Source organism: Parasphingorhabdus sp., assembly GCF_039977335.1.
In the GTDB taxonomy this organism is placed as follows: domain Bacteria; phylum Pseudomonadota; class Alphaproteobacteria; order Sphingomonadales; family Sphingomonadaceae; genus Parasphingorhabdus.
In genome coordinates this window covers 1,381,195-1,400,616 of sequence record NZ_JBDWDI010000004.1, presented here as the reverse complement: position 1 = coordinate 1,400,616, position 19,422 = coordinate 1,381,195, and the positions used below count along the sequence as shown (strand labels likewise).

The 19,422-nt window shown below is 52.8% G+C and carries 16 protein-coding genes; 5 read left to right on the top strand and 11 right to left on the bottom strand.

Annotated elements, in window-relative coordinates:
• Window positions 1-52: 52 nt before the first annotated feature.
• Entirely contained in the window at window positions 53-1,204 is a 1,152-nt protein-coding gene (locus ABJM21_RS14055; protein ID WP_348300626.1) for a nitrilase-related carbon-nitrogen hydrolase, read from the bottom strand.
• Between the two features lie 26 nt (window positions 1,205-1,230).
• A complete protein-coding gene (locus tag ABJM21_RS14050; RefSeq protein WP_348300625.1) occupies window positions 1,231-2,172 on the bottom strand; it encodes an alpha/beta hydrolase in 942 nt (313 codons plus the stop codon).
• 251 nt (window positions 2,173-2,423) lie between these two features.
• Here ABJM21_RS14050 and ABJM21_RS14045 point away from each other — a divergent pair, with 251 nt between their 5' ends.
• On the top strand, window positions 2,424-4,874 hold the full coding sequence (locus tag ABJM21_RS14045) for a TonB-dependent receptor (RefSeq protein ID WP_348300624.1): 2,451 nt from the start codon (window positions 2,424-2,426) through the stop codon (window positions 4,872-4,874).
• Window positions 4,875-5,075: 201 nt separating this feature from the next.
• Window positions 5,076-7,565, top strand: a complete 2,490-nt coding sequence (locus ABJM21_RS14040) for a TonB-dependent receptor (RefSeq protein ID WP_348300623.1) — start codon at window positions 5,076-5,078, stop codon at window positions 7,563-7,565.
• 111 nt (window positions 7,566-7,676) lie between these two features.
• Here the strand turns inward: ABJM21_RS14040 and ABJM21_RS14035 are convergent, their stop codons facing one another.
• Together ABJM21_RS14035 and ABJM21_RS14030 are read right to left on the bottom strand one after the other, a co-directional pair.
• Window positions 7,677-8,534 (bottom strand): alpha/beta fold hydrolase, encoded by an 858-nt coding sequence (locus ABJM21_RS14035; protein WP_348300622.1) that lies wholly within the window; start codon window positions 8,532-8,534, stop codon window positions 7,677-7,679.
• Between the two features lie 28 nt (window positions 8,535-8,562).
• Complete coding sequence (locus ABJM21_RS14030) at window positions 8,563-9,972, bottom strand: NAD(P)/FAD-dependent oxidoreductase (protein WP_348300621.1); 1,410 nt, start codon at window positions 9,970-9,972, stop codon at window positions 8,563-8,565.
• Window positions 9,973-10,046: 74 nt separating this feature from the next.
• On the opposite strand from ABJM21_RS14030, the gene ABJM21_RS14025 reads away from it, so the two are divergent.
• The gene (locus ABJM21_RS14025; RefSeq protein ID WP_348300620.1) at window positions 10,047-10,808 is read left to right on the top strand and encodes a hypothetical protein; all 762 of its coding nucleotides are present in this window, start codon (window positions 10,047-10,049) and stop codon (window positions 10,806-10,808) included.
• On the opposite strand, the gene ABJM21_RS14020 is transcribed toward ABJM21_RS14025, so the two are convergent.
• The 3 genes from ABJM21_RS14020 to ABJM21_RS14010 all read right to left on the bottom strand — a co-directional run bounded on the left by ABJM21_RS14020 (window position 10,809) and on the right by ABJM21_RS14010 (window position 12,966).
• Entirely contained in the window at window positions 10,809-11,615 is an 807-nt protein-coding gene (locus tag ABJM21_RS14020; protein ID WP_348300619.1) for a hypothetical protein, read from the bottom strand.
• A 64-nt stretch (window positions 11,616-11,679) separates the two neighbouring features.
• Window positions 11,680-12,156: a nuclear transport factor 2 family protein gene (locus tag ABJM21_RS14015; RefSeq protein ID WP_348300618.1), complete on the bottom strand. Its 477-nt coding sequence runs from the start codon at window positions 12,154-12,156 to the stop codon at window positions 11,680-11,682.
• Between the two features lie 12 nt (window positions 12,157-12,168).
• Window positions 12,169-12,966 (bottom strand): sugar phosphate isomerase/epimerase, encoded by a 798-nt coding sequence (locus tag ABJM21_RS14010; protein WP_348300617.1) that lies wholly within the window; start codon window positions 12,964-12,966, stop codon window positions 12,169-12,171.
• Between the two features lie 129 nt (window positions 12,967-13,095).
• Here ABJM21_RS14010 and ABJM21_RS14005 point away from each other — a divergent pair, with 129 nt between their 5' ends.
• The gene (locus ABJM21_RS14005; RefSeq protein WP_348300616.1) at window positions 13,096-14,676 is read left to right on the top strand and encodes a fatty acid--CoA ligase; all 1,581 of its coding nucleotides are present in this window, start codon (window positions 13,096-13,098) and stop codon (window positions 14,674-14,676) included.
• A gap of 176 nt (window positions 14,677-14,852) precedes the next feature.
• On the opposite strand, the gene ABJM21_RS14000 is transcribed toward ABJM21_RS14005, so the two are convergent.
• From ABJM21_RS14000 to ABJM21_RS13985, 4 genes are read right to left on the bottom strand one after another with little or no spacing between them, the layout of a single operon-like run.
• The gene (locus ABJM21_RS14000) at window positions 14,853-15,611 is read right to left on the bottom strand and encodes an SDR family oxidoreductase (protein ID WP_348300615.1); all 759 of its coding nucleotides are present in this window, start codon (window positions 15,609-15,611) and stop codon (window positions 14,853-14,855) included.
• A gap of 43 nt (window positions 15,612-15,654) precedes the next feature.
• Complete coding sequence (locus ABJM21_RS13995) at window positions 15,655-16,443, bottom strand: ThuA domain-containing protein (RefSeq protein WP_348300614.1); 789 nt, start codon at window positions 16,441-16,443, stop codon at window positions 15,655-15,657.
• A complete protein-coding gene (locus tag ABJM21_RS13990; protein WP_348300613.1) occupies window positions 16,444-16,992 on the bottom strand; it encodes a VOC family protein in 549 nt (182 codons plus the stop codon).
• Window positions 16,989-17,618, bottom strand: a complete 630-nt coding sequence (locus tag ABJM21_RS13985) for a glutathione S-transferase family protein (protein ID WP_348300612.1) — start codon at window positions 17,616-17,618, stop codon at window positions 16,989-16,991. Before ABJM21_RS13985 ends, ABJM21_RS13990 begins: the two co-directional genes overlap by 4 nt.
• A 222-nt stretch (window positions 17,619-17,840) precedes the next feature.
• On the opposite strand from ABJM21_RS13985, the gene ABJM21_RS13980 reads away from it, so the two are divergent.
• A complete protein-coding gene (locus ABJM21_RS13980) occupies window positions 17,841-19,421 on the top strand; it encodes an aromatic ring-hydroxylating dioxygenase subunit alpha (protein WP_348300611.1) in 1,581 nt (526 codons plus the stop codon).
• Window position 19,422 lies beyond the last annotated feature (1 nt).

Sequence of the window (19,422 nt, the reverse complement as noted above, 5' to 3'; positions counted from 1 at the left end):
TTTGTCCGGACAAATTACGCGAGAGGCCACCGATTGCAACCGCTATTTTACACTATTTCGGCCATCTGGCTTTGTCGCGCAAATAGCGTCCGGAATCCTTGGTATCTTTGGGTTGATATTCTGCAAAAAGATTGGGACCGTAGCGCGAACGATATTGTTCGAATACGGGCATGAAAAGCTCGTTGTGGACAATTGGCTGGCGGTTGCGTGCGCGGTAATTTGCGATCGGGATGCGTGCGGAAACCAGTGTTTCAAAAGCGGTCTTGGCGATATTCATCACATCGCCATCGGGCCCATAAACTGCGGATCCGCCACCACCGGCATCGGCAAAATAATAGGGATTTTCTGGCGATGCAGCATTATTCGCGACGGCGGTATAAACGCCGTTATAAAGGCTCGTTGCCTGCATATCGACTGGGTTGAAGCCGCCGGTTGCGGTGCGCAGGATGATCTCCGCTCCTTTCATGGCAAAGGCTCGGAAAAGCTCCGGTTCACGCTGCACCGAGCTAGTCGCAATATTGCCAATCGGTGTGCGCGTGACGGGCAGCACCGCATCGGCACCGTACATTTCGACATAGCGGTCCAGCACATCATAAATAGTGGTGGTAAACAGTTCGAAATCACCGCCGAAAAAGCCTTTGATGTTGCGTGCCTTCCAGTGTTTGTCGACAACCTCGCCCTTGCCGTTCATGATTGTGGTGATGGATAGCAGGCTTTCCGGCCAATCCGGATCGCGCACATAAGATCCGAAAACGAGCCAGCAACCATATTCGCGGGCCTTGCGGGCGAGCATCTCTGTCTCCTCGCCAGGAATCTCAATAGCCACTTTTCGCGCGTCGTTGATATTCCATTTGTGATAATAGCCGGTAATCGGGAATTCATGGAAAAAGATCAGGTCTTTCGGTCCGGAAAAGCCGTTTGCTGCATCAATCAGGTCCATCATGTGCTGCACATTGGCGCGGCGCGTCTGTTTGAGATTAGACAGTTCGACTGGAACGACCCGCGCCTGAGCAACGCCTAGCGATATAGTATCTTTGACCAGCGGAACGGTTTCATAGCGACCATCGGGCGTGATACTGAGCTTGTCCGGCCCGCCTTTCTTGGCGGCATGGGTATAATCGGTCCAGCTTAACGCGGCTCCAGCGGCCAGGCCCGCCCCGGCTGTAAACAGGCCACGCCGCGAAACGCCATCATTCTCGTCCATCTTCAAATTCCTCTCATTCCTTGCTTTTATTGGGGGGTATCATTCTCAAGAAAGGGACGGATAGCCGCTACATATTTCTCTGGCGCAAGATCAAAGCCACCTAGCGTAACACCGTCGATATGCATTAGCTTGGCCTGCGGAAAAAGGGGTAGAGCCGCTTCGGTTTCCTGCTTGAGGCTGCCGTCATTTGTAATGAGTAAAACGGGCTGTTGAACCGCGCCGAACCGTTCCTCAGCCGGATAGGTAAAGACGCCATGATAGGCCTCCCAGCAATGCGGATAGCACTGCATCAGGTCGCTAAAATGCTCCTGTGCGCGGTCAAGTGATAGGCCAGCGTCAATCGCTGCTGCTGCGAATCCCCATTTCTTTGCAAGATGCGATCCATCGGGCGTTACGGGCTCCGGCTTGGCATTGTCCTGATAGGCCTTTTGGCGCGCCTCGCCTGTGAAAAAGGGAAGTCCGGGCAATACCAGTTTGCGGACAAGGCCGGGATGGCGGATGGCCAGCTCGGTCGCGATCAGGGTGCCGGTGTGATAACCGAGTAGATCGACAGGCGGCCCCCGTTCGCCACCATGGCCCATCGCGTTGAGCACAGCGGCAGCGGATTCGGCATAGCCATCAATCGACTGCAATTTCTTTGGCCGATCGGAATCTCCATAGCCGGGTGTGTCGATGGCAATGACTATCCGGTCGCTGGCCATAAGGCGCATGAACTTCAGAAAATAGTCACCGGAATAAGGTGTGGGATGAAAAAGCACCAATGGTGGATGTTGGGTTTTTGCCGTTGGCCGTGCGATCCGGACATGGACCTGACCAAATGGGCCTGGGATGAAGTCTCGTTCTATCACCACTGACGATGTTTTTGGCTCAGTTGATGAATGAGATTTGGCAGCGCTGTCTGGAGTGAATGAGAATAGCGCTAACATCATGAAACAGAACAGAAAAACATGATTTTTATGTAGTCGCATCAACTTTACCCTCAGCTATTTTTTTGCTTCGGATATCAGAATATGAATAAAATGTCCGGACAAATTATTTGACCGGATCTCCGGATGCCCGTTGTTTCACCTAAAGCAGCCAGCAAGCGTTGTATTTTTGTGACAGTTTCTCGACACAAACTACGATGATCAAAAATTTGTCTGGACAAATTATCGCTACAATGAAAGTTTGAGTATGGAGGTCGATAAAACTGGCAACCGCCGGTTTCAGGGAGAAAAAAATGAAAACGATATTCAAGGCTGCGCTTTTGGCAGCAACAGCCGCCATTCCAGTTTCAGCATATGCACAAAATTCAACGGCGGACGACGCGGCGGTCGAGGATGATTCTGACGTCATCATAGTGACTGCACGCAAGTTTTCTGAAAATCTGCAAGAGATTCCAACATCAGTCGCCGTTGTTTCATCGGAGACGATCGATGACCTGGCACTTGATAGTGTAGCCGATATTTCAAAAGTCACCGCTGGTCTGACATTTGATGATAGTTTGGGCCGAGACGCAAACCGCCCGGTCATTCGCGGCCAGGCCAATGTTTTGGGTACTTCAGGTGTCGCGATTTTTATCGACGGGATTTATTTCAGTGGTTCGATCGGTGATTATAATGTCGATAATATCGAGCGGATAGAAGTCGTAAAAGGTCCGCAAAGTGCCCTTTATGGACGTAATACTTATTCTGGCGCGATTAACATTATCTCCAAAACCGGTGCCGATAGCTTGACCGGCAGCATCTCGGCGGACATTTCCGAGAACAGTCGCTTTGACATAAATGCTAATATTCGGGGTCCTGTGACCGATTCCATTACGGCATTTGCATCTGGCCGATATTTCGAATTTGGTGGTGAGTATACCAACTTGTTTGACGGCAATAAGGTCGGCAAGCAAAAGTCCTATTCCTTTTCCGGCGGATTTGCGTTTGACAATGGCGGACCGTTCACGGCGCAAGTGCGTACCTATTATAATCGTACCGATGATGGCCAACCCGCCATTTTTGCAACAAGTGCTAGCGACAATAACTGTTTCTTCGACAATGGCGGTTTTTATGGCGGAGCAGGGCGCTATTTCTGCGGCGTAATTCAACCGGGGCAAATCAATACTGACTATACCCGTCAGTTTGCTGACCCCGACGATGTGGGTCTGAATGTGAAAACATTCAACGCCAGTCTGCGGATGGATTATGATATAACAGACCAGCTGACATTGACCTCTCTAACCGGTTATAACCGTGTGCGGAACAGTCTTGTCACTGATGGCGACTATGGTCCGAACAGTTTTCAAGCATCAACTTTTGCTACGTTTCCTGCAGGACCAGTCGGCATTGGCATTGTCAATGGAGGGCCTACCGACTTTTCTTTTGCTAACGCCGGAGAAACAGAAGACTGGTCGCAAGAACTCCGCTTAGCCTATGATGGTGATCGTTTTGACGTGATGGTCGGTGGATATTATTTCGACCAAAGTGACGATGGCCGGGATATCCGGACGCTTCCTGCCGACGCCAATGCAAGGGCCTTGGCTAATTCGGAAGCTCGGCGCGCAGCGCTATGTTCGCCTGCAAATGGGTGCTTTTTTAACTTCCTGACCGATCCTGCGGCTGCGGGAGCCGTAATTGTACCGCGCAATGTGAACAACTTGGATATCAGAAACTGGGCTATTTTTGGTGCCGTCGGCTTTGATATAACGGATACTTTGACCTTGAGCGTTGAAGCGCGCTATGCGGAGGAAAAGATCGACCAATCGGTCATTGACCGGGACTTAGACGATCCTCCGGTAGCGCCGGTTGAATCGTCTGCAACGTTCACAAAATTTTCGCCGCGTGTGCTTTTAAACTGGCAGGCCACGCCGGACAACATGCTCTATGCAACATTTGCTCAGGGCCAGAAGCCCGGCGGCTTCAATGGCGTCACGGCAATCAATGCCAATGTGCCTGACTATCAGGAAGAGGAAGCAACAGCATATGAGATTGGTTCGAAAAACCAGTTTCTGGACGGCGCACTGACAGTGAACTTGGCGGCTTTCTATAATGAAATCGAAGGCTATCAGTTGACCCAGAATGTGCAGTCACCGACCAGTGTGGTCTCGGCTGTAGTGAATGCAGGCGATGCACGGGTATTTGGCCTCGAGCTGGAAACGGTTTTAAAGCCAAGCGACAACCTTACCTTTACAGTCAATTATGCCCTTGCGGACAGCAAATTTACATCGGGTTTTGATCAAAACCAGGGTGTGTTGAATGACGTCGCTGACGATAATCTCGTGAACTGCTCGACCGGAGATGAATTCCCCAATACAGCGGGCTGCCAATCGCTCTTTGGTTCCATCAAAGGCAAGAGTATACCGCGGGCACCAGTCCATCAGATATTTGCTGATGCAGATTGGCGGATGCCGGTTGGCTCAGGCGATTGGGAGCTGTTTGCCGGTGCCAATGTCAGTGTTGTTTCGACCAGCTTTGCGCAGGTCCATAATCTTGCTGAAACTGGCGGATCGGTTGTCTCTGATCTCCGGCTCGGCTTCCAGAATGAGAATTTCAAGATACAAGGTTATGTCAAAAACCTGTTTGATGAAGATTCTGTGGCGCAGATTATTCGTTACGCCGATGGCGATGACACGTTCAAGCGCAACTTTATCGCAGGCCTGCGTCCCGGGCGCAGATTTGGCGTGGTTCTGACCGCCAGATATTGACAATCCAGACTATGTGACACGTCCCGCTCCCCAAATTTGGGCGGCGGGGCGTTTTTCATTCTATCGAAGAAAATTGGCACAAATAATACACCAGCATCGCAAATTTTGATCTCTCTCAAAATTTGTCTGGACAAATAATCAAATCAATGAGAGTTGAGGTTTGATAAATTTGTCCAGACAAATAATCAGGGAGATGTGGGGATGCGATTGATATTAAAAGCCGGGCTATTGTCGGCTACGATTTTGGGCAGTGCACCTGCTTATGCGCAGGATACGGCTGAAGAAGGCGCTGATGACAATTCCAATGTCATCATTGTTACCGCGCGTAAGAAAGAAGAGACTCTGTTGGACGCGCCTTTGGCGGTTACCGTAATCGGTGAAACCGAGCTTGAAGGGGCAGGTTTCAGCGACATTACGGAAGTCACCAAGGCGGCTCCGGGCGCTTTTGTTGAGCCTTTTGGCGATAATACCAACGGCACGGCGCGCATTAACTCAACGCCTCGGTTTCGCGGCATCACGTTGATCAGTGGCAACCGGCTACAACAGACTGCAACGGTGTTTCTTGACGGCGTATTTCTCAGCGGCGGCGCGCAGACAATCGGTATCAATGAATTACAGCGCGTGGAAATTATCAAAGGCCCGCAATCCGCTTTGTTCGGTCGTAATACCTTTGCCGGTGCGATCAACTATGTGACCAAAGACCCCAGCGACGAGTTCCAGGTTGATATGAGCGTTACCGCCGCAACCCGGGGCGAGTATAATTTCGCCGCAGGGGTAGAAGGACCCATTACAGATGGTCTGTCTTTCCGCTTGAGTGGTAATTACGATTCAAAAGACGGCCATTTTGACAATGTTGCTGTCCCCGGTCAGCGCCTGGGAGATGAATCACAATGGGCCATCGCTGGCACGTTGCTGATCGAGCCCAGTGATGGCATCCGCCTTAAATTGAGAGGCTCCTATCAGGAAATTGATGATGGTCCTGCCGCTTCTGTTTTGTACTTCGGGACCAGCCAGCACAATTTCGGCGGTTTCCAGTTCGTCAACGGAATTGCCGATCAAACGGATTCGGTAGTGCCTTCGCCGGGCGGTGGCCGCGGGGAATCGGTTTTCCGTGGACGGATCACGGAGCCTCCTGCTGATCGCATTGGACTGAACACAGCGCCGGAAAATCTTCAGGCATTTTTGGGTTTCTTGAATGATGGACGTTCCGATCCCAGCGACGCGATATTTGATTTCAAATATAATCCAACCACGGTGGATGATTTTGGTCTGAATCTGGATTCATTGCGTCTGAGTGCCGTTGGCTCTGCAGATCTGACCGACAATATCGAGTTCAGTTTCCTGGCGGGATATAACAAGGAACGATTTGGTTTTTATACCGATTTCGATTCAACCCCCGACAATAGCTTCACTAGCTTCACGGCTCGTGAAACAGAAGATGTGACCATCGAAGGACGTCTGTCCGCATCCCTGTTCGATGACCGCCTGAATATTTCGGCCGGTGCGAGCTATGTGAAAATCGATATTGATGAACTGGGTGGAACGGCGAGTTTCTTTGGCCCGCCGATTTTCTTTGGTGACATTTTCCGGTCTGACCCATTTGTATCAGGCGCCGAAACTCTGGGCTTTTTTGGTTCGCTAGATTACCAAATTACAGACCAGCTCTCGATTACACTTGAGGGCCGTTTTCAGAAAGACGAGTTCAGCAATCCTGAGGTCAATGACGGCCTGGCAACACCGATTTCGCCGGGCGAAATCAACAGCTTCCTGCCGCGTGGCACGTTGCGATATCAACCGTCAAATTACACCACCTTCTATGTGACTTACAGCGAAGGCAATCTGCCAGGCGGCTTCAATCCGCAAATCGCGGGACTGGATGCACTGCAGCTTGCCGAACTGGCCGCTTTGGCACCCGACGCCAATGTGCTTTTTGGTGAGGAGCAGCTGACCAACTATGAATTTGGCTGGAAGCAGCAGCATCCTAGCGGCATTTTCGCGTTCAATCTCGCTGCCTTTTACATGAAGCGGAGTGATGAAATTTTCAGCTCCATTGAGGTGATAACCGACACTGATCCGGGAGCACCCAATCCGGTTCGTACGGTCAACTTCACGTCGAACGGGGCGAGCACCAATATTTACGGAGTCGAATTTGATGCGACGGTGAATGTCAGTGAAAATCTGTCCATGCAGGGCTCTTTTGCCTATATTGATGCTAAGATTTCATCCTTTCCTGCCGAGGGTGGAACCGGAGATTTCGGTGATATCTTTGGCCCCGATGCAGATATTTCCGGACAACGGGCACCGCGCTTCCCACCTCTGACGCTATCATTGGGTGCCACCTATGAGGATGATTTCAGCGGATTTGGTAATTTTTTCGACAGCTGGTATTTGCGCAGTGACCTTTATTTTACGGGTGACTATTTTGACAGCAATGCCAATGTCGCCAAGGTTGAGGAAGCAACCGACGTCAATCTTCGTCTGGGCCTAACAGGCGAAAATGCGGGCATCGAATTTTTCGTCACCAATCTTTTGAACGAAGATGCCCCGACGACCGCGTTTAACTTTGCAGATACGAGTTTTGGCACGCGCGCACTTCCCGGCGGGTTCTTTAACTTTGGCCGCGAAGGCGACCGTGTTGGCCTGCGTGACAAACGGCAATTTGGTGTAAAGTTGAAATATACGTTCAAATAGCGCGCTTGATCGCATATTTCACCAATAAGAAAGGCGTCTCTTAGGGACGCCTTTTTTTATCTCTTGCTCTGACAAACGGAATGAAATGCTGCGTTGGGCGCCGCTCTTTCGTTACTCAGTCAATATCCGCACCAGTTCATCGGGCGCCGTCACCATCGCGTCATGGCCGGTGGCAAGCATATGATAGGTCCAGCTTGCGTCTTTCTGAACCTGCTCTGCGTGATAGGGAAAGCTGCTATTGGGTAAGGCTGGGGCGATGCAATGGATGTAGCTGCGCTTCAAGCCTTGCGATCCGCCATGCTTCAACCGGATAGGGTCGAGCCAGGTTTTGAGCGGATGCGGCGTCAATTTTCTGGCAACCCACTCATAGCCGGGATGATCTTTCGGGATGCCGAGAATATCTGGGGGGAAGGCCGCCATGCCGATGCCGTCAGGGGCAAGTCCCGTCAACGCTTTGCGGGTCTGTTCGATGATCGCAGGGCTGCGCTCCGGTCCTTGCGTGATCATTGTCTCGTCATTTTTTGGTAAGGCGGCATCGAGATAGACAATAGCGCTGATCCGATCCTTCATCGCATCGGCGACACCGGTAATCACCATCCCGCCATAGCTATGCCCGACCAGAACTATGTCGGACAAATCATAATAGTCGATCAGTGATGTGATATCCTTGATATGCGTATCCAGCCCGATATCTGCTGATAACAGATGCGCCCGGTCTGCCAGGCCGGAAAGGGTAGGCGTGAACACGCGGTGGCCCTGCATTTCCAGTTGCGATCGCACATCGCGCCAGCACCAGCCGCCATGCCAGGCCCCGTGGACAAGCATGAATGTTTTTGCAGCCTTGGATGGAGCAATGGCAGGCTGTGCCCTGACACTGGCACATGCACTTACCGACGCCCAAAGCCCGAGCATGGCGGTGCTTGCCATGATCTGACGTCGATTCCATTTCCGTTGCTTCTCTAACGTCATATTGGGTCGTTCTTTCCGGAAGGTTTGATTACAGGCTTTTCAGCACATGCTTGGCCGCGCGCTCGCCGCTCTCAAGCGCTCCTTCCATGCCGGAGCCTTGTTGCGCGAGATGCTCTCCAGCAAAATGCAGGTGTGCCCCGCGATACCGTGTGGCCGCTGCCAAGGCGGATCCCTGACCGGCTCCGATATGATGATATATGCCGCGCGCGAACGGGTTTTTCTGCCAGCTAAACATCCTCAGAAACTTTAGCTTTCCGGTGGCTGAAGGGCGCGCCGTTTCAATCTTGCTTATGATCGCTGCGCCTGCGGCCGCATCATCCATCTGATCCACAAGGTCCGCGCTGGCACCATTGAGCCAAATCTTCACCATGGCAGGATCATCACCGAGCACAAACATTCGGCCCAGCATAGGATCGTCCGACCAGATCGTTTGCGGCAAGTCGTCATCTTTCCAAAAGGGCTCACTGGCCGAGAGATAGGCGAAGCTTGCTTTTGTATAAGGCAGCTGCGCGATCATTGCCCGCAGTTCTGGCGGCAAATCCGCTTCAATCTGCATCGACCGCAAGGTAGAAAAAGGAGCGGTGCAAATGACATGGTAGGCACCATATTTGCGCCCGTCTGTCAGGCTGATTTCTATACCGTCGTCTTCATGCTCAATCGCCTGGACCGGACTGTTGAGCAGTATTTCACTGCGCAACGAAGCCGCCATGGCATCGGTCATCCGCTGCGACCCGCCGCGTACATAGCGCACCGGGCCGCCGCCTGCGCGGAATATCGCGAGCGAGCGGGCCATATGCAGGGCCGATTGTTCTTTTATGCTGTTGCCATTGAGATTAGCGTCGATCAGCCGCAAAGCTTCCTCCGATGCGCCCTGCCTGAGAAGATATTGACCGAGCGCGATGTCGATTTTCTGCGCGTCCGGGTTCATCCAGTCGGTGATTTTCTCAAATTTTGGCAAGTCTTTGAGATAGGAGAAAAACAGACGATCCGGGGGCATCGCCTTTTCATGGTCGGCCAATTTATTCTGAGGTGCGCTGGCCCATTGATCGGCGGTCAGGGACGCTCCGCCGACATGATAGAGCGAACCGCGCCCGGATGGGGGCGGGATGTAACGTTCAACGCCCAATTTGTCGGCAATGGCATGAAAGCGTTTGTAGCTCGCGCCGATCTGAATGCCGCCAGCATCGGGATTGCCCGGTAAGTCTTGTAGCGTGTGGAGCCGTCCGCCCGCATGCCCCGCGCCTTCCAGCAGAATCACTTTATAGCCCGCATTCTCAATCAGGCTTGCCGCATGTAGCCCGGCGAGACCGGCGCCAATGACAATCACATCGGCGGTGGTTTTGCTCCATGTTCTGCGGGGGGCTGCACAGGCAATGAGCGATGCGCTCATCCCGCCGACAAAGGCGCGCCTGCTGATCAAAGAAACACTGCTAGCCATGACTGCATGTTGACAGAAACCGGGGCATCAAGGCAAGGTAAATTTGTCCGGACAAAAATTAGAAGGTGCTTCTTATGATACGATATCTGTTGATATTGCCGCTGCTCTTTCTGGTAATGATCGCACATCCTTTATCTGCCGCAGAAACGGAGCCCAATGGTGCCTTGATATTGGCGATGGCCCGGGAAGCGGCGGGCGGGGATGATTGGGCTAATGCACGGACTTTAACATTATCGGGTTATGCCGTTTTCTATGGGCCTCAAAGCCACGAACCACGCACCAAGGCGAGCGATTATCGGATGTGGCGCGTATTTGATCCCGGCCGTACCGTCGCTCATGGCGCGGATGGCAAAGTCCGTATCATAGCGAAAAACGCGGAAAAACTAATTTTCGAAGTCGGCTATGATGGAGAGACCACGTGGACCGAGCGCGGGATCACACCCAAGGCGGAGGCTGATAAGTTCTGGGCGAGCAATTTCGGTTTCGGGATCATCCGGCAGGCTGACAAACCCGGCTTTGTCGCGACCCGTTTGCCGGACGATGATGTGGGCGGCCATGCGATCTATATGGTGGAGCTAACCGACCCAAAGGGCGGCAAGACCCTATTTGGTGTCGATCAGCAAAGCCATGCGATCCGTACCATGGGCTTTCGCACGCCAAAGGGTTGGCATCTACGGGTCTATGATGATTTCGTGAGCCTTGCAGATCCGCGATGGCTGCAGGCGCGCCATGTCACGCTCTATTATGACGGGCGCAAATCCAATGAGGTTTTTTGGACAGAGACCACAGTGAATGCGGAGATTGATGCAGCGTTGTTCGCGCCGCCATCCAGATGATCAGCCGCGGAAATTTTTGCTCGTTACATCGGACGATCGCTCTGCACCCTTAATCGTGCAGCTAGCCTGCATCCAACGCAGGTTCAAGCCAACCCGGCTGGCATTGATATCGGCCCAGCTATAGCTGACGGCGCTATCCGGATTATCAGGCTTATGGACATAGAGCACCATGCTTGGGCGGTTGGTGCTGGGCTTGGGCCAATAGACCGCCCGCATGCGCAGGATCAGCGGTTCGGCGCCACTGTCTCCGCCACCAACCATGACCCGTCCTCCTTGATCATGCAGGCTTAATTTCTGGGCGAACAGCCAGTCCGGGCTGCCATCTGCCTTGGGTTCGGTCTTCTTCGCGGCGGCCCAGCATTCGACCGGACGGGCCCGTTTCAGCTGGGTTTCGGTGCCATCGGCAAAACGCAGGGTCAGCCCGTCGGCATTGACGCCGGTAATTTGATAATCCTGACGACAGGCCATTCTATTTTGTAGCTTACTATAGACCCAGCCCGTGTCCGTGCGATCAAAATTGCGGGTACAATTGCCCAATGTCAGGCTGTCGCGATGCACGCCTGTGGCAGCAAGCCCCGTGAGTGGTGCCGCAACCGCTTTGCCGAAGGCATCCGTGCGGGTGACGACGAGCCCGGAACCTCGCTGTTCAATTTTCAGTGCGATCCATGGCGGCGGAGTCCGGCCCGCATCTTTTTCAAAATAGGCCTGTTCCTCATTAGTGAAGACGCCCGGCAACTGCTCGCCCAGGGTAAGGGTCTGCGGCGATCCGGCGGCGAGAGCCAAAGCGGAGAGGCTGGTGAGAAACATAAGGCTGATCCTTCGTTAAATTTGTCCGGACAACTTAGCATCAATTGTGCAGGACGCAACCGCTTCAGGCCATCGATGCCGCACCGCGCTTGGCGGCCAGTTCAAACAGGCCGCGATCGCCCATTTCCCATGTCACATTGAGCTGGGTTTTGTGGATCAGCCAGCCACCGCCCGTTCGCTCCAGTTCGTGCACATAAAAGCCGCCAATGCTATGCATCTGCCGGTCGCCATCGACGACGAGATGATGATGGGCGGCCATATAGCAGGTGCAGGTGGCGCTATCGCCGTCGAGGGTGACCACGAAATTGGTCAGCACATGTTGGGTCGCATCAAACGGCTCCAGCGTCCCTCGCACCCCGGCAACCCAGTCGTCGGCCGGCATTTTACTGGCCGGATCTCCGGACCAGCTGGAAAAATCGAGTGTGATCTCGTCCGCGAAGATCGAGCGATATAGCTCCCACTGGTGCCGATCGATGCCGGTGGCATATTTTAGCACATGGTCGGTTATATTTGCCCGGTCGATCAAATCATCATGAGTCATTACGGTCTCCGATCATTCTAATAATGTCTTGCTTGCCGCTATTGCTTCTCGAGCCCAATTTTCTGCATCGAAATGTGGCGCAGAAGCATAGTGGGGTACTTCAATGTCTAAGTCGACATGCTGGCCGAGGAGGTCAATCAATGCGCGAAGCGGGAACATGCCCTCGCCGGGGATCATTCGGTTCATGGCTTCTTCGACATAATCGTCAGATTTTCGAAAATGCGGACCGTCGCATATCTGGGCATAGCCGATAATCTGAGGATCGACGGCCTTTAGCTGATCGAGCGTTCCGCCTGTCCGGAACAAATGCAGCGCATCAATAGCGATCTTCAAGTTCGGCTGGTTCATGGCTCGATGCAAGTTCATCGCTTTTTCAAGGCTGTCACAGCCCTTCGCAAAACCGGTAAATTCCAGTCCGATTTCCATGTCTAAATCACTAGCCATTGCACACAGCCTACCGAGTTGATCGGCGATACGTGTAGGATCAGCCTCATGAATATGGGTGACGGCGCGTTTCGCACCCAGCTCAGCTGCCAGTTCCAGTGCTGCTGTATATCCGGTAACATCGACTTCGGGTATGACCGGGAAATATTCCGCGTTGATAATCGACACATCATTATCGGCGAGCTGGCTTTGAAACACTGCTTTGTCCGATGGTTCCACAATCGCAAACATCCGCTCACCATCTGCTGTCAGCGGTGATGCGGTGAACAGGCAGACTTTCTTGAGTCCAGCCCTAGCCGCGAACCGGACAAGTTCGTTTGGCCCGCCCTTGGTCATAGTAATTTGATGGAGGGCTAAGTCGCGCATAAACCAATCCTAATCCAAGCGTGCGGCCAAGACGGCTAGTCAATATGCTAGGCTGTTTGCGCCGCTGCGGCGATTAGATAGAGATGTGAGAATCGGCCACGATGAGGGTCGCCAGAATAGGACAGGACCATGCTGAAAGAAGAAATTGTTACCGTAGCGGATGTGATCCGGCACCAAGCCAAGGATCAGGGCGACGCGCTCGTTTTCACCTTTGAAGGTGAAGAGATGAGCTATGCCCAGCTCGATGCGGGAAGCAGTCGAGCCGCCAATGCGCTGGCTTCGCTGGGTGTAACCAAGGGTGACCGGATCGCCTATATGGGCAAAAACTCCCATCTCTATTTCGAGATATTATTGGGTGCGGCAAAGATCGGCGCGGTGATGACGCCGGTGAACTGGCGACTGGCTGGTCCGGAAGTTACTTACATCGTCAACAATTGCCAAGCCAAGATCCTGTTCATTGGGCCGGAATTTGTTGATCTGGTTAAGCAGATAAAGCCGCAGTTTGAATATGTCGAAACCATCTTCTGTTCGGAACAGGCGAACGAGGAATTTGCTGGTTATCCGGCCTGGCGTGACGGGTTTCCGGATGTTGATCCGATGGTGACTTGCGCGCCAGATGATGACGCCCTTCAACTCTACACCTCCGGAACGACTGGCCATCCCAAGGGTGCAATCATGACCGGCTATTCGATTTTTGGCGCGCGGGCCAAGCTGACCGACGATGATCTGGCCGACTGGCAGAGATCGCAGCCGGGTGAGACGATGCTTCTGGCCATGCCGTGTTTCCATATCGGCGGCACGGGGTCGGGCCTTGGCAATATGTACAGCGGCGGCCACGCGGTTGTGGTGCGCGAATATGATCCCGCACAGGCGCTTGATTTCATTGAGCAATATGGCATCAGCAAGATTTTCATGGTGCCAGCCGCGATCCAGATCTTGCTCAACAATCCAAGGGTCGGCGAGGTCGATTTTTCCAAGCTCAAATATATCTCATATGGCGCGTCACCGATCCCGCTGGAAATGATGAAGCAGAGCATCGACATGTTCGGCTGTGAGTTCATCCAGATGTACGGCATGACCGAAACATCGGGAACGATTGTGGCGCTGCCGCCTGAGGACCATGATCCGAACGGGAATGACAAAATGCGCTCGGTCGGCAAACCGCTACAGGGTGTTGAGGTCAAGATTATCGATGATGACGGCAACACAGTCGCTGCGCGCGAAGTGGGAGAGATTGCCACCCGCTCCTCGTTCAATATGAAAGGCTATTGGAACATGGATGAAGCCACCGCAGCGACCATCAATGCCGATGGCTGGCTGCGGACCGGCGATGCGGGCTATTTTGATGAGGATGGCTATCTCTATATCCATGACCGGGTGAAGGATATGATCATCTCCGGCGGGGAAAATATTTATCCGGCCGAGGTTGAAAATGCGATTTACGGCCATCCGGCCATTGCGGATGTCGCGGTAATCGGTGTGCCTGATGAAAAATGGGGAGAGGCTGTCAAAGCCTGTGTCGTGTTAAAAGACGGCGCGGAAATTGCGGAGACTGATCTAATTGCCCATGCTCGGACCAATATTGCCGGGTTCAAATGTCCGAAGTCTGTGGATTTCATTCCGGAACTGCCGCGCAATCCATCAGGGAAAATCCTGCGCCGCGAATTGCGCGCGCCTTATTGGGAAGGAAAAGACCGGGCGGTTAATTAGACAAACTCATCCTCTCCCCTTGAGGGAGAGGACAGATTTGCTTGTCAGTTTACTGACTAGAAAATCTTGGAGAGGGGTCGAGAGGAAGCGCCAAGCCAACCCCCTCTCCAACTCGACTAGGCAGCAAGCTGCCAAGTCTCCGTTTCCTCTCCCTCGAGGGGAGAGGATTAAATGTTTTAAAACTGGACGCGCTTGGTAAAGCCGCCGTCGATGACGAGATGTGCGCCTGTGGTATAGCTGGACGCAGGGCTCGCGAGGAACACAACGCTACGCGCCACATCATCGGCACCGCCAAAGTCGCCCAGAGCAAAGCCTGCTTTGGTCATCTCATAAAATTCAGGCATGCCCGCTTCGATTTGGGACCAGTTGCCGCCCGGGAATTTAATCGGGCCCGGAGACACCATATTGACTCTTATGCCTTTGGGGCCAAGCGCCTGGCTTAGCTGACTGCCATAGGTGATCAGCGCCGCTTTCATCGCGTTAAACGCCTGAGGCGCCACGAATGTTTCAAACGCAGCGGTCGATGACATGAAGATCACCGAGCCATCGTCTGATTTTTCCAGATGTGGTTCGAGCACTTCCATCGCTTTGACCGCACCGATAATGTCGGTGTTGAATGTCATGTCCCAGTCACCCGTTCCGCCGGCACCGGAAGAACTGACATTGTGGATGAAAATATCACAACCGCCGAGTTCGCCAGCTGCTTTTTCCAGCCATTTTGGATAGCCCTCAGCATCTGTCATATCGAATGATTCAGCAAAGACTTTCCCGCCATGGGCTTCCAATTCGCTCTTGGCAGCTGCGACCTGTTCCGCATTGCGCGAGAAAAACGCGACATCCGCGCCTTCTTTTGCGAAATGCTCCAGCGCAGCGCGCCCTAGTCCGCGACTACCGCCTGTGAGAATGACTTTTTTGCCCTTCAGTCCTAATTCCATTTTTGCTCTCCTTTAAGTGATGTTCAGGGTTAGAATTTTGCTTTTAGAATTTTGAAATAGCGGGCTGGCAGCACCAGTTGATCCCGCGGCGGAGCAGGTCATAAATAATCGGCTGCTGCCAACCGGAACGATCCACTTCAGGCCACCAGTCCAGCACCGGATCCATATCATAATGGCCGCGGCAATGGCCCATGGTCAGATAAAGCACAGCGCCTTCACCCATTTTACGGATGTAGAAGACCGGGTGGCGGCTTTTTTCAATGTCGCTATGCACGAAACCGCTAATATCGTCGGTGCCATTATATTCGGTGTCCAGCAGCACGTCGATTTCGGCTCGGGTTTCGACGAGATATTGCTCGTCAACCGTTTCAAAACTGGGAATGCCTTTGACCAATGGATGATCGGGTTGGGCATTGTCGACGGTGAAAGGGATGATCGGCGGATGGGACAGAAACCGGCTGCCCAATGTGTCGACAAAGGTGGGCATATCATCGGGCGCATCGACCCGGCCGTCTTCGAGAAACTTGAGCACGCTGTTGGTGCCATGCAGCGCAAAATATTGTCCGCCGCCATTGACGAAGGCCTGAATGTTTTTCTGCGCCGCTTCGCTAGGCAACAGATCGCAGGTATAGCTGATCAGAATATCGGCGTTTTTGATGGCTTCAAGATTTTCATAATCTTCAAATACTCGAACCCGAATGCGATCATCTTCGGCAAGCAGCTTCAAAATTTCGAGCCGAGCAAAATCAATGTCGTGATATTTGCCCGCGGCAACCAGCACACATTTAATCGGCTTCTGGTCCGGGCGGCGTTCTGGTGGTGTATCGCTCATCTATTCTTTTCCGATCACAGGGTTACTTGTGCCATCCCAGTCGAGATGGGCCTGACGCATGGCCGCAAAGCCATCGAGGCCCGCTTGCGGGATTTGCAGATATTCGATGATCGTGCCGGGACCGCCGCCATAATCAGCATAGAAAGCGCCTCCGACCCCGCCGGGCAGGCTGACTTCCTGAATCACTTCGCCGCCTTTGCTCTCGGTAATTTGACGCGCTTCGGCCAAATCATCGACGATGATGCAGAGATGCTGCACCCCTTGCAGGCCCTTGGCGCGCCAGTCCTTGAACATGGATGGGGCATCATTGTCAGGCCGGATCAATTCGACCTGCACATCGCCCCAATAGCCGATGGCCATGGAAAACTGGATATCTGATGGTTCGCCACGATATTTGACATTCTCGACCTGCACGCCTTCGGTATGGAAAAACGGACCCGCGCCCATTTTCTGAGTCCAGTAATCGAGTGCAGCATCATAATCATCGGGCACGTAACTGATCTGCATGATCGTGCCGAGCTTGGCTAAAGTAGCGGGAGAAGTGCTCATTCTTCGCCGCGCCAGATTTCCGCTGAGGGCCGCTCTTCCATCTTTGCCGCAAAGCGCGCCAGATTATCAGCGCCTTCTGGCAACGACCATCCTACGGTGCCGCCAAATTTGATGAAACAAAAGGCAACAAGGTCTGCCAGCGTCAACATGCCGTGACAGATATGATCTTTGTCGCCCAACTGGCCGTCGAGCCACAGCCAATGTTTATCCGACATGGCTGATAACTCAGCGGCGGCCTCAGGGCTGACCACGTTCATGCGCGGTTCGAACATCGGCCGGCCTCCACCACCGCGAAAGCCGAGTGTCATGGGTACTGCGATTTCCTGATCAATGCGGCGTGCCCAGCGCCTTGTTTCCGCACGCTCTTCTGCTGTTGATCCGATCAGCACGGGGTCGGGTTTAATCTCTTCGAGATATTCGCAGATGACCGTGGATTCGCTCAGCAATGTTCCGTCATCTAGCTCCAGCGTCGGCGTCGTCTGCATGACATTTTTTGTGGCATAATCGTCTCTGCGATTTTCGCCGGTGATAATGTCGAGATGGATTCGCTCCACCTCAATGTTTTTTTCCACCAGGAACATGCGGGCTAGCCGAGGATTGGGACCTAGGCTGGAATAAAGTTTCACGGGTTTACTCTCCTTTTGGACAGATTCGGTGCTGCCTCGTTGCGACGAAGATACACAGGTAACAGGGTCGAACGGTCCTCTCAAAAACATTAGGTTCTGCCGTCGAAATTCACTGGCGCCAATCGGCCTGATCGATTCAGCAGGCTGCCAGATTCACTAGTGGAGTTTGCAACTTCTTGCGGTAGTCTGACGGCAAATAAGTTTAGTTTTCAGGAGAAAATAATGGTCGAGACATTAACGGGTCATAATCGGTCAAACGGCATTTCCTATACCGAGCTGTTGGAAGGCGACAAAGTGCGCGCTCCCGAAGTGTATTTTGAAGAATCTCCCATGGAACCCGGCCTGACCGAAGTTGAAGTCAGTCGCTACTGGACCAAGGAAGAGCATGACCGCGAGGTGGAAATGCTTTGGAAACGGGTCTGGCAAATGGCTTGCCACAAAGATGATATCAAGGACGTTGGCGACACGCATGTCTATGATATTGCCGGATTGTCGTTCATCGTTGTGCGCGTATCCGAAGACGAGATCAAAGCCTATCCCAACAGCTGTATGCACCGTGGCCGCGCGATTTGCGACAATCATAAAAAGGGTCAGAAAGCGCTGCGCTGTCCGTTCCATGGTTGGTCGTGGGAACTGGATGGTAAGCTAAAAGAAGTGCCCTGCCAGTGGGATTTTCCGTCCGTCAGCGAAGAAACACATAGTCTGAAGGAAATCAGCGTTGGCGAATGGGGCGGTTTTGTTTTTATCAACCCGGATCGTGATTGCGAACCACTGGAGGATTTTCTCGGCGACTTGGACCGGCATTTTCAGGTACCGTTTGAGCGCCGTTACAAGGCCGCACATATGGTCAAGCGTCTGCCGTGCAATTGGAAAATTGCGCAGGAAGCGTTTATGGAATCCTATCATGTGGTTGGCACGCATCCCGAGCTAATGCCTGCTTTTGCTGATGCGAATAGTAAATATGACGTATGGCCTAATGTGTCGCGCGCTATGTCTGCTCACGGTGCGCCAAGCCCGCATACAGACCTTGAAAATCCGGATCCGACCGCCTTTCCCGATCAAAAGGCTTTTCAGAGTTTTATTCATCCGATCAGCAAGCATACGTTCAAACGGCTCGAAGAAAACCGGGTTGAGGTCTCTTTGCCCAATGGCAAAAGTGGTATTTTCGACATGGAAGCCAATTATATCGAAGGCGATTTGAAATCCGCTGACCCCCATATGTGTAACTGGATCGGTGGTAAAATTGCGCCAGAAGAAGAAGATATGCCGATGGTATTTACCGACGTGTCGGCTCATATGATGCGCGACGAGGCGGCACAGGCAAGGCGGGAAGAAATGCGTCCGACATGGGGCGATGACGTCGACAAGATTAGTGACGCCGATTTAACCGATGCGATCTTCTACAGCGTTTTCCCGAATATGAGTCCTTGGGCGGACTATAATCCGATTTTTTATCGCTTCCGTCCTGACGGGGATAATCCGGAGCAATCTCTGCATGAAGTCATGTTCATGGTGGCGCTGCCGGAAGGTGCCGAGCGGCCGGAACCAGCAAAATGCACGTTCCTTGATCTGCACGATGATTATACGGAAGCAACCGAATTTGGCAGCTATTTGAACAAGGTGTTCAATCAGGATTATATCAATCACAAAGCGATGCAAAAGGGCGTGAAAAATCAGCCGCATGGCGTTTCTATCTTTGCCAGCTATCAGGAATCAAAACTGCGTCATTTTCATGAGACGTTGGATTTATGGTTGAATAGCGAAGAGCCGCCAAAAAGTCCGAAGCTGCAAGCGGCTGAATAAG

Coding starts and splice junctions, on each gene's coding strand:
- ABJM21_RS14050 (WP_348300625.1), bottom strand. CDS start 2,172: ATGCGACTACATAAAAATCATGTTTTTCTGTTCTGTTTCATGATGTTA.
- ABJM21_RS14010 (WP_348300617.1), bottom strand. CDS start 12,966: ATGCGCGACTTAGCCCTCCATCAAATTACTATGACCAAGGGCGGGCCA.
- ABJM21_RS14045 (WP_348300624.1), top strand. CDS start 2,424: ATGAAAACGATATTCAAGGCTGCGCTTTTGGCAGCAACAGCCGCCATT.
- ABJM21_RS14030 (WP_348300621.1), bottom strand. CDS start 9,972: ATGGCTAGCAGTGTTTCTTTGATCAGCAGGCGCGCCTTTGTCGGCGGG.
- ABJM21_RS14025 (WP_348300620.1), top strand. CDS start 10,047: ATGATACGATATCTGTTGATATTGCCGCTGCTCTTTCTGGTAATGATC.
- ABJM21_RS14005 (WP_348300616.1), top strand. CDS start 13,096: ATGCTGAAAGAAGAAATTGTTACCGTAGCGGATGTGATCCGGCACCAA.
- ABJM21_RS14055 (WP_348300626.1), bottom strand. CDS start 1,204: ATGGACGAGAATGATGGCGTTTCGCGGCGTGGCCTGTTTACAGCCGGG.
- ABJM21_RS13980 (WP_348300611.1), top strand. CDS start 17,841: ATGGTCGAGACATTAACGGGTCATAATCGGTCAAACGGCATTTCCTAT.
- ABJM21_RS14035 (WP_348300622.1), bottom strand. CDS start 8,534: ATGACGTTAGAGAAGCAACGGAAATGGAATCGACGTCAGATCATGGCA.
- ABJM21_RS13990 (WP_348300613.1), bottom strand. CDS start 16,992: ATGAGCACTTCTCCCGCTACTTTAGCCAAGCTCGGCACGATCATGCAG.
- ABJM21_RS14020 (WP_348300619.1), bottom strand. CDS start 11,615: ATGTTTCTCACCAGCCTCTCCGCTTTGGCTCTCGCCGCCGGATCGCCG.
- ABJM21_RS14015 (WP_348300618.1), bottom strand. CDS start 12,156: ATGACTCATGATGATTTGATCGACCGGGCAAATATAACCGACCATGTG.
- ABJM21_RS14000 (WP_348300615.1), bottom strand. CDS start 15,611: ATGGAATTAGGACTGAAGGGCAAAAAAGTCATTCTCACAGGCGGTAGT.
- ABJM21_RS13995 (WP_348300614.1), bottom strand. CDS start 16,443: ATGAGCGATACACCACCAGAACGCCGCCCGGACCAGAAGCCGATTAAA.
- ABJM21_RS14040 (WP_348300623.1), top strand. CDS start 5,076: ATGCGATTGATATTAAAAGCCGGGCTATTGTCGGCTACGATTTTGGGC.